The sequence below is a fragment of the Nocardia shimofusensis NBRC 100134 genome (genome assembly GCF_001613125.1).
GTDB classification, from domain to species: domain Bacteria; phylum Actinomycetota; class Actinomycetes; order Mycobacteriales; family Mycobacteriaceae; genus Nocardia; species Nocardia shimofusensis.
In genome coordinates this window covers 135,064-143,599 of sequence record NZ_BDBT01000018.1, presented here as the reverse complement: position 1 = coordinate 143,599, position 8,536 = coordinate 135,064, and the positions used below count along the sequence as shown (strand labels likewise).

The 8,536-nt window shown below is 69.2% G+C and carries 6 protein-coding genes and 2 pseudogenes; 3 read left to right on the top strand and 5 right to left on the bottom strand.

Features of this window, described 5'->3' with window-relative positions:
- Both NS3_RS18575 and lepA read right to left on the bottom strand, forming a co-directional pair.
- Positions 1-1,126 (bottom strand): annotated as a pseudogene (locus tag NS3_RS18575) (hypothetical protein); the annotation flags it as partial.
- Between the two features lie 147 nt (positions 1,127-1,273).
- A complete protein-coding gene (lepA, locus tag NS3_RS18570; protein ID WP_067861331.1) occupies positions 1,274-3,169 on the bottom strand; it encodes a translation elongation factor 4 in 1,896 nt (631 codons plus the stop codon).
- Between the two features lie 65 nt (positions 3,170-3,234).
- Here lepA and NS3_RS18565 point away from each other — a divergent pair, with 65 nt between their 5' ends.
- Positions 3,235-3,789: a type II toxin-antitoxin system PemK/MazF family toxin gene (locus NS3_RS18565; RefSeq protein WP_067861330.1), complete on the top strand. Its 555-nt coding sequence runs from the start codon at positions 3,235-3,237 to the stop codon at positions 3,787-3,789.
- A gap of 240 nt (positions 3,790-4,029) precedes the next feature.
- Here NS3_RS18565 and NS3_RS18560 read toward each other — a convergent pair.
- A pseudogene (locus NS3_RS18560) lies at positions 4,030-4,797 on the bottom strand (aquaporin); the annotation flags it as partial.
- A 254-nt stretch (positions 4,798-5,051) separates the two neighbouring features.
- Here NS3_RS18560 and rpsT point away from each other — a divergent pair.
- Entirely contained in the window at positions 5,052-5,312 is a 261-nt protein-coding gene (gene rpsT / locus NS3_RS18555) for a 30S ribosomal protein S20 (protein ID WP_040795068.1), read from the top strand.
- A gap of 135 nt (positions 5,313-5,447) precedes the next feature.
- Positions 5,448-5,696 (top strand): hypothetical protein, encoded by a 249-nt coding sequence (locus tag NS3_RS18550; RefSeq protein ID WP_067861328.1) that lies wholly within the window; start codon positions 5,448-5,450, stop codon positions 5,694-5,696.
- 217 nt (positions 5,697-5,913) lie between these two features.
- On the opposite strand, the gene holA is transcribed toward NS3_RS18550, so the two are convergent.
- Positions 5,914-6,885, bottom strand: a complete 972-nt coding sequence (holA, locus tag NS3_RS18545; protein WP_067861317.1) for a DNA polymerase III subunit delta — start codon at positions 6,883-6,885, stop codon at positions 5,914-5,916.
- A gap of 10 nt (positions 6,886-6,895) precedes the next feature.
- Positions 6,896-8,518, bottom strand: coding sequence for a ComEC/Rec2 family competence protein (locus NS3_RS18540; RefSeq protein WP_218018261.1), 1,623 nt, complete (start codon positions 8,516-8,518; stop codon positions 6,896-6,898).
- Positions 8,519-8,536 lie beyond the last annotated feature (18 nt).

Here is an 8,536-nt window from a genome sequence, read left to right as displayed (position 1 = left end):
CGGGCGAACCCGTGCCGGCGCCCGCCGGGGCGGTGCCCGCGGCACCCGCGGTCGAGGAAGAACTGCCGGACTGCTCGTTGAGACGATTGCCGGTCGTGCCGGGACGGCTGCCGTCCATCCATTCGGAGATCTTGTCGATCTGCTCGCCGACGTTGTCGCCCGCGGCCGCCTTGACGGTGAGCCCCGCCGAGGCGTCCACCCGGACGTCGGTGGTCAAGTAGATGCCCTTGGGCCCGATCTCGAGATCCACATCGACCTTGGCCCAGATCTGGGCGTAGGCGTCGGTCTCGATCCAGACGCCGAAGCCTTCGCCCGCCCCTTCGCCGACGCCGTCGAACGGATCCCTGCCCTGGAACGGATCGAAGCCGCCGTACCAGTCCTCGGCGCGCGGTCCGGAATCCTCGGCGGCGTCCTCGGATTCGATCTCCCCGGCGGCGGGTGTCGTCGGCAGCAAAGGGTTCACGCCCGGCGCGATCAGATCGTTCAGACCGGGAGCGCCGAAGTCGTAACCGGGCTGATTGGTGCCGTGTCCGGGCAGACCGAAACCGTCCGGCCGCCACCAGTCCGAGGGATCTTCGTGGCCGGGACCGTAGCCGCCGCCGGTGACCGGGCCCTCGACCGGACCGGGACCACTGTCGGCGCCGTAGTCGTAACCGCTGCCGTATCCACCACTGCCGTGATCCGCGGAGTCGCCGGAATCGCGCCAGTACTCGTCGTACTCGGGGAAATCGCCGTAGGACTGCGCGCTCTGCGTACCGTCGGCCGGATCGTGCCCGGCGACCGTCATATCGACCACGGTGGGCGCGTCGCCGAAACCGGGCACGGAGCCGGGCAGCGGTTCGGAGTCGTAGACGAAGCTCGGCACCGGGTCGGGGAAAGTCACCACCGGGCTCGGCATATCCGGCTGCGGGTCGCTGTTGTAGGCCCAGCCCGCGTTCCAGCTGTCGAGCTGCTGCCCGTCGGACTGTCCGGAGCTACCGGTGCCGTGCGAGGCGACCAGCGCACCGCCGGTGACATAGGCGCCCGCTCGCGCCACCCGCGCCACCCCGGTGGCGATCTTGTAGGCGGTGTCGTCTCCGGCCGCGGTGACAGCGGTGTCGTCGTCGAAAGGCAGGTCGCGCTTCATAAGGGCTCCACGTCTCGGGATTGCCGGCCATCCTCACCCGGCCGACCGAGAGAAGATCTCCTTACGATATTTCCGCAGGCCCCGGCTGTCACATCTTCAGCACAGGCAGGTCACCGCAGTGTGACGATCGCCACATATGCACTACTGCTATTTCTTCTCTTTCGGCTTGTCCGCGGCGGCGTCCGAGGAGAGCGCGGCCACGAAGGCCTCCTGCGGGACCTCCACCCGGCCGATGGTCTTCATCCGCTTCTTGCCTTCCTTCTGCTTCTCGAGCAGCTTGCGCTTTCGGCTGATGTCACCGCCGTAGCACTTGGCGAGCACGTCCTTGCGGATCGCGCGGATGTTCTCACGAGCGATGATCTTGGAGCCGATGGCCGCCTGGATCGGCACCTCGAACTGCTGGCGCGGGATCAGCTCGCGCAGCTTGGTCGTCATCTTGTGGCCGTAGGCCTGCGCGGCGTCCTTGTGCACGATCGCCGAGAACGCGTCCACCGCTTCGCCCTGCAACAAGATGTCGACCTTCACCAGGTCCGAGATCTGCTCGCCGGACTCCTCGTAGTCGAGGCTGGCGTAGCCGCGGGTGCGCGACTTGAGCGAGTCGAAGAAGTCGAAGATGATCTCGGCCATCGGCAGGGTGTAGCGCAGCTCGACGCGGGTCTCCGACAGGTAGTCCATGCCCCCCAGCTCCCCGCGGCGCGCCTGGCACAGCTCCATGATCGAGCCGATGAACTCGCTCGGGGAGATGACGGTGCACTTCACCACCGGCTCGAACACCTTGCGCACCTTGCCCTCCGGCCAGAACGAGGGGTTGGTGACGACGTGTTCGGAGCCGTCCTCCATCTCCACCCGGTACACCACGTTCGGGGCGGTCGAGATGAGGTCGAGGTCGAATTCGCGCTGCAGGCGCTCGCGGGTGATCTCCATGTGCAGCAGGCCGAGGAAGCCACAGCGGAAGCCGAAGCCCAGCGCCACCGAGGTTTCCGGGGTGTAGCTGAGCGCGGCGTCGTTGAGCTGCAACTTCTCCAGCGCGTCACGCAGATCCGGGTAGTCCGAGCCGTCCACCGGGTACAGGCCGGAGTAGACCATCGGCCGCGGCTCGCGGTAGCCGGTGAGCGGATCGGTGGCGCCGTTGCGCGCGGCGGTCACGGTGTCGCCCACCTTGGACTGGCGCACGTCCTTCACGCCGGTGATCAGGTAGCCCACCTCGCCGACCCCCAGACCGGTGGTCGGCTTGGGCTCCGGGGACACGATGCCGATCTCGAGCAGTTCGTGGGTCGCGCCGGTGGACATCATCTTGATCTTCTCGCGCGGGGTGAGCTTGCCGTCCACCACGCGCACGTAGGTCACCACGCCGCGGTAGGTGTCGTAGACCGAGTCGAAGATCATCGCCCTGGCCGGCGCGTCCGGGTCGCCGACCGGCGCGGGCACCTGCTTGATCACCTCGTCGAGCAGCTCCGGCACGCCGACGCCGGTCTTGCCGGACACCCGCAGCACATCCGAGGGCTCGCAGCCGACGATGTGGGCGAGTTCGGCGGCGTAGCGATCCGGATCGGCGGCGGGCAGATCGATCTTGTTCAGCACCGGGATGATCGTCAGATCCTTCTCCAGCGCCAGATACAGGTTGGCCAGCGTCTGCGCCTCGATGCCCTGCGCGGCGTCGACCAGCAGGATCGCGCCCTCGCACGCCTCCAACGCACGGGAGACCTCGTAGGTGAAGTCGACGTGACCGGGGGTGTCGATGAGGTGCATGACGTAATCGGTCTCGCCGACGCGCCACGGCAGGCGCACGTTCTGCGCCTTGATCGTGATGCCGCGCTCACGCTCGATATCCATCCGGTCCAGGTACTGGGCGCGCATCGCCCGCTCCTCGACCACACCGGTGAGCTGCAGCATCCGATCGGCCAGCGTCGACTTGCCGTGGTCGATGTGCGCGATGATGCAGAAGTTCCGGATCCGCGACGGATCGGTGAACGTCGTGTCGGCGAAGCTGGCGGGCACTGAACTCCTCAGCTGGGTATCGGCAAACTGTCCCCATCGTCCCATGTGCGCGCGAGCCCGATCGCCACCGGTCCCGGGCCCGACGGGGCGAGCGCCGTTATTCTCCACAGATGGCGCGTAATTGGAACGCTATCGGCAAGCAGCTGGGCACGATCGCGAAACAACAGGGCCCCCGTATCGCCGCGCAGCAGGGACCGCGACTGGTCCAGCGCCTGGTCGGCGGCATCACGCAGCGGCGTTCGCCGTCGTCGGCGGCCGGGCGTCCGGCCGCGTCGCTGCCCGTACCGACCGCGCAGCGGGCCAGGCAGATCGTCTACGCACCGCATCTGGACGGGCGCGCCGATCCGGGCGAGATCGTGTGGACCTGGGTTCCCTACGAAGAGGATCCGAGCAACGGCAAGGACCGCCCGGTGCTCGTCGTCGGCCGGGACAAGCGCACCCTGCTCGGGCTCATGCTCTCCTCCAACGCCGAACGCCAGCACGATCGCAACTGGCTGGCTGTCGGCAGCGGCGACTGGGACCACCAGGGCAGGCCGAGCTGGGTGCGGCTGGACCGGGTGCTCGACGTGCCGGAAGCGGGTATCCGCCGCGAAGGCGCGATCATGCCCCGCAAAACCTTCGACCTCGTCGCGCACCGGCTCGTCGTCGAATACAACTGGAGCTGATCACCGGCCGGTGATCCCGGGGTGGCGGCCAGGTTCACCGGATGGGTGTCACTCGGTATCGGTGCCCTTGGTGTCGGTGCCCTTGGTATCGGTGCCCTTGGTATCGGTGCCCTTGGTGTCGGTGCCCCTGGTGTCGGTGCCCCTGGTGTCGGTGCCCCTGGTGCCGGTGCCCCTGGTGTCGACACCCTCGATGTCGACGGCTTCGATGTCGACGAGTTCGGCCTCGACGAACTCGCGGCGGCGGCCGAACAGCAGGCCGTAGATCAGCGCCCCGAGCACCCCGCCGATCAGCGGGAACACCACGAACGCCCACACCTGACCGCCCGCGCCGTCCTGGTAGAAGGCGACGCCGAGGCTGCGCGCCGGATTCACCGAAGTGTTGTCGACCGGGATCGAGATCAGGTGCAGCACCGCCAGCGTGACGCCGATCGACAGGCCGGCCAGTGGGACGTCGGAGATCTGATCGGTGGAGGCGAGCACCACGAAGACCAGGATCGCGGTGAGCACGACCTCGACGATCACCATCGCCGCGAACCCGTAGCCGTCCTGGACGACGACCTCGCCGAGCGGCCCGGTGGCGGCCGAGGGACTGTGCGGCCCCCAGCCGTTGGCGCCGAGCCCGTCGACCGCGCGGTCGTAGGAGGGCAGATTCTTCGCCAGCGCGAACAACACCAGACCGGCGAGGAACGCGCCGATCAGCTGCGCCACCACATAGCCGGCCGCGTTCACCGCCGATACCCGCCCGAGAATCAGCTGACCGAGGGTGACCGCCGGATTGACGTGGCAGCCCGACAGCGGACCGATCGAGTAGACCAGGAACATCAGCGCCAGACCGAAGGCCAGTGCGACGCCGAGCGCCCCGACCCGGTCGCCTGCCAGCACCGCCGTGCCGACACCGCTCATCACCAGCACGAAGGTGCCGAACCCCTCCGCCGCCCACTTCTTGCTGTCGGGAATCGGCCGGTTCTCGGCGAATTCCTCCACCACTTCCTGCGCCGTCGGAGACATACAGACACACCTTCCGTCCATCTCGAGCCGTTTGCTGCCGCTGTGCCAGACGAGGTATTGCCGGAACGATCCTGTCTGGAAAGCTACGCCAGGCGGATGCCCGGGACAACGACCACCGACCGGAGGCGATTTCGTTGTGCCGGGTCGGGGCTGGTACCCTCGACATTCGGCATGGCGTGACCCGATTTTCCGGAGTTTCGTCTTCGCAAGACTTCTCAAGCAACCATTCAGCGACAGGAACACGAGGAACAGGCGTGGCCAACATCAAGTCCCAGGTGAAGCGGATTCGTACCAACGAGGAGGCGCGCAAGCGCAACCAGTCGGTCAAGTCCGCGCTGCGCACCGCGATCCGCAGCTTCCGCGAAGCCGCCGCGGCCGGCGACAAGGACAAGGCCGCCGAGCGCCTGCAGTTCGTGAGCCGCAAGCTGGACAAGGCCGCCTCGAAGGGCGTCATCCACGCCAACCAGGCCGCCAACAAGAAGTCGGCGCTCGCGCTGGCCCTCAACAAGCTCTGACATCCCGGTCCCGCACGCCGGGACCAGCTTTCGCTGACGCAGCCGCCGCGGCCTCGATGACCACGGCGGCTTTTGTCGTGCACGCTCGCTGAGCCCATCGGACGTCTGTCATCCCGTGCGGCTACCATTCCGCGCATGGTAACCGTCTACGCGAATCAGACCGTGGTCAGAGCAGAGGATCTGCCGGACGTGATCCGGGCCGCCGAGGTGCTGGGCATCGGCCTGCGTATCGAAAACGTCATGGTTCCCGATGACGAGGGCGTCTACACGGCCGAATGGATCGTCACCCGGGAGGACGAGGTCCCGGTGTACGACGAGTGGGAGGGCCGTTTCGACGAGTCCGACATCGATGAGGAACTGGTGATCGCCGCCACCGTCGAGTGATCTCCCGGCGTCTGCCCGCCGACCGGCGCCGTCCGCCGACAGTAGTCGGCTGTCGTATGTAGGCGGGTGCCGTCGTGCGAACCTGGTGGGAGTCCGTCTTCGCGGGCTCCCACTTGCCGTCTCCCGAGGAGAGTCTGTCGCCGCGAAGGTCGTCGTCCGCGGCGATTCGACAGATGGGGAGGCCTGCCTTCCCTCCGGCGGTCGGCTGTCCGGACGATCAGTTCGTAGCGCGCAGGTCCAGAATGCGGCCGAGGGCGTTTTCGAGGGCGTAGCCGGAGTCCGCCGCCCCGCCCTTCACCTCGGCGTTCAGGCCCGCCACGATCTGCAGGGCCGCGCCGATGGTGGCGGGGGTCCATCCTCGAGCCTGCGCCTGCGCCTTCTTCACCTTCCACGGCGGCATCCCCAGTTGCTGGGCGAGCGCGAACGGATCGCCCCGTCCCGCCGAACCGACGCGCGCGATGGTGTGCACCGAATCGGCCAGCGCGTCGGCGAGCAGCACATGCGCCACCCCGCGATCGGTGGCCCACCGCAATGCCTCCATGGCCGCCGACCGGTCGCCGGTCACCGCGAGTTCGGCCACCTCGAATCCGGTCACCTCCGCCTTGCCCGAGTAGTAGCGCCGCACCGCCCCGACGTCGACCTTGCCGCCGGTGTCGGCCACCAGCTGCGAACAGGCGGCGGCCAGTTCGCGCAGTTCCGAGCCCACCGACTCGAGCAACGCCTGCACCACATCGCCGGAGGCCCGGACTCCCGCGGCCCGGAACTCCGCGCGCACGAACTCGACCCGTTCGGCGGCTTTGGTCAGCTTGGCGCAGTCGTGCACCACCGCACCCGCCTTCTGCAGCGCGGGCACCATCGCCTTGGCCCGGCCGCCGCCGGAATGCAGCACCACCAGCACGACGCCGTCCGGGGGGTCTTTCGCGGCGTCGGCGATCAGCCCCGCCGCTTCCTTACCCGCCTCGGCCGCGGACTCGAGGACGATCACCCGGTCCTCGGCGAACAGCGAGGGACTCAATAGCTCGGCCAGCTCCGCCGGACCGGCATCGCCCGCCCGCCGCCGATCCACGGGCACCGCGTCGGGAGCGGGCGCGACGGCCCGGACCGCCGACACGATCGCGGTCACCGCACGCTCGATCAGCAACTCTTCCTCACCGAGGACAAGGTGTACCGACGCCGGCCGTTCGCTCACCCGGCCGATCCTACGGACCGCGGCCGGGTGATCGGAACCGAGTGGGTGGACGGGTGCTCGCCGCCGAGCGAACCGTACCCGGAGCCGGACGACCGATCGGCGCGCGCGAACGAATCAACAAGACAACCGAGAGCGCGGCGGCAGCGGCACCGATCCCGCCCGCGGTCCCGCCCGGCACGTCGATCGCCGCACCGGGCAGGCCCGCGGCACGGTCGCCGACGGTCAGCAACCACCACATCGGCGGCGCCGCCAGGTGCAAGACCGCCTGGGCGAGAGGTAGCCACAGCCACGCGACAGCGGCGGCGAGGGCGCCGACCACGGTGATGGGCGCGACGACCGGCGCCACCAGGACGTTCGCCGCGATCGCGACCACGCTGACGCGCCCCGTCAGCGCCACCATGATCGGCAGCGTGACCGTGAACGCAGCCGCCGACACCGCGACGAGTTCGGCGGGCAGCCGCCACCATCCCCGATCCCGAAGCCGGTCCGACCAGTCCGGTGCGAGCAGGATCAGCCCGCCGGTCGCCAGCACCGACAATGCGAAGCCTGCGCTCACCGCCAGTTCCGGCCAGATCAGCAGCACGCCGATGACGGCGGCGCACAACGCGGGCAGCGCCTGTTTTCGTCGACCGGTCAGCAACGCGATCAAGGTCACCGCGCCCATCGCGGCGGCGCGCAGCACGCTCGGATCGGGCCGCGCGATCACCACGAACATCGCCATCGCTCCGGCTGCCACCCCCACCGACGCCCGCGGGCCCAACGTCAGCCTGCGAGCACCAGCCAGCACCGCCGTCCCCACGATCGCGAAATTGGCGCCGCTGACCACACACAGGTGCTGCAATCCCGCGATCTCGAACTCGTCGCGCACCGACTCCGCCAGCCCGCCGGTATCCCCGACCACCAGCGCGGGCAGTAGCCCGGCCGCTTCCTCCGGCAGCGCCCGCGTCGCCGCCGCACGCAGGTCGGCGCGCACCACCCCCGCGACCCGCTGCCACCACGGCAGCGGCCCCGCGATCGCGGGTTGCCCCTCCGCGCGCAGAACCGCCACCGTGAGATCGCGCCGATCGGGTCGGCCGACCCGAGCATCGAACGTGATCGCCTGCCCCGGCGACAACGTGGCCCAGCCGGGACCACCGGCGAGCACCACGACCGCTCCGCCACCGCGCGTGTGGACTCCGCCACGCCGGTACTCCCGCAGCTCGGCACGCACCACCCACTGCTGCCGACCGTCGAACGATCTGCCGCGCAACGGTTTCGGATCACCGCTCGGTGTCACGGTGACCTCGATACGCGCCCTCTCCCCCATGTCCCCCAACGGGTGGACATCCACCTGATGCACCCGCCACCCCGCCGACAGGGCGAAACCCAGCGTCAGCCCCGACGCCGCGACAACAACCGCCGCCCAGACCCGGTGCCGCCGCGCCCCGGTGCCGCCGCGCGCGAGCACCCCGGCGGCCTTCGCTCGCGATATCACCCAGATGGCCACGCTGGAGGCCGAGACCACCACGGCGACAACGACACCGACCGGCCATCCGCCGCGAATCACCACGAGGGTCGTCATCCAGCAGCACAGGGCGGCGGGCAACAGTCGCGCGTCGAGCACGTCCCTCGGGCCACGGCGTTCTCCGACCACGGTGTCCCGGATACGTCG

Coding starts and splice junctions, on each gene's coding strand:
- lepA (WP_067861331.1), bottom strand. CDS start 3,169: ATGGGACGATGGGGACAGTTTGCCGATACCCAGCTGAGGAGTTCAGTG.
- NS3_RS18550 (WP_067861328.1), top strand. CDS start 5,448: ATGGTAACCGTCTACGCGAATCAGACCGTGGTCAGAGCAGAGGATCTG.
- NS3_RS18565 (WP_067861330.1), top strand. CDS start 3,235: ATGGCGCGTAATTGGAACGCTATCGGCAAGCAGCTGGGCACGATCGCG.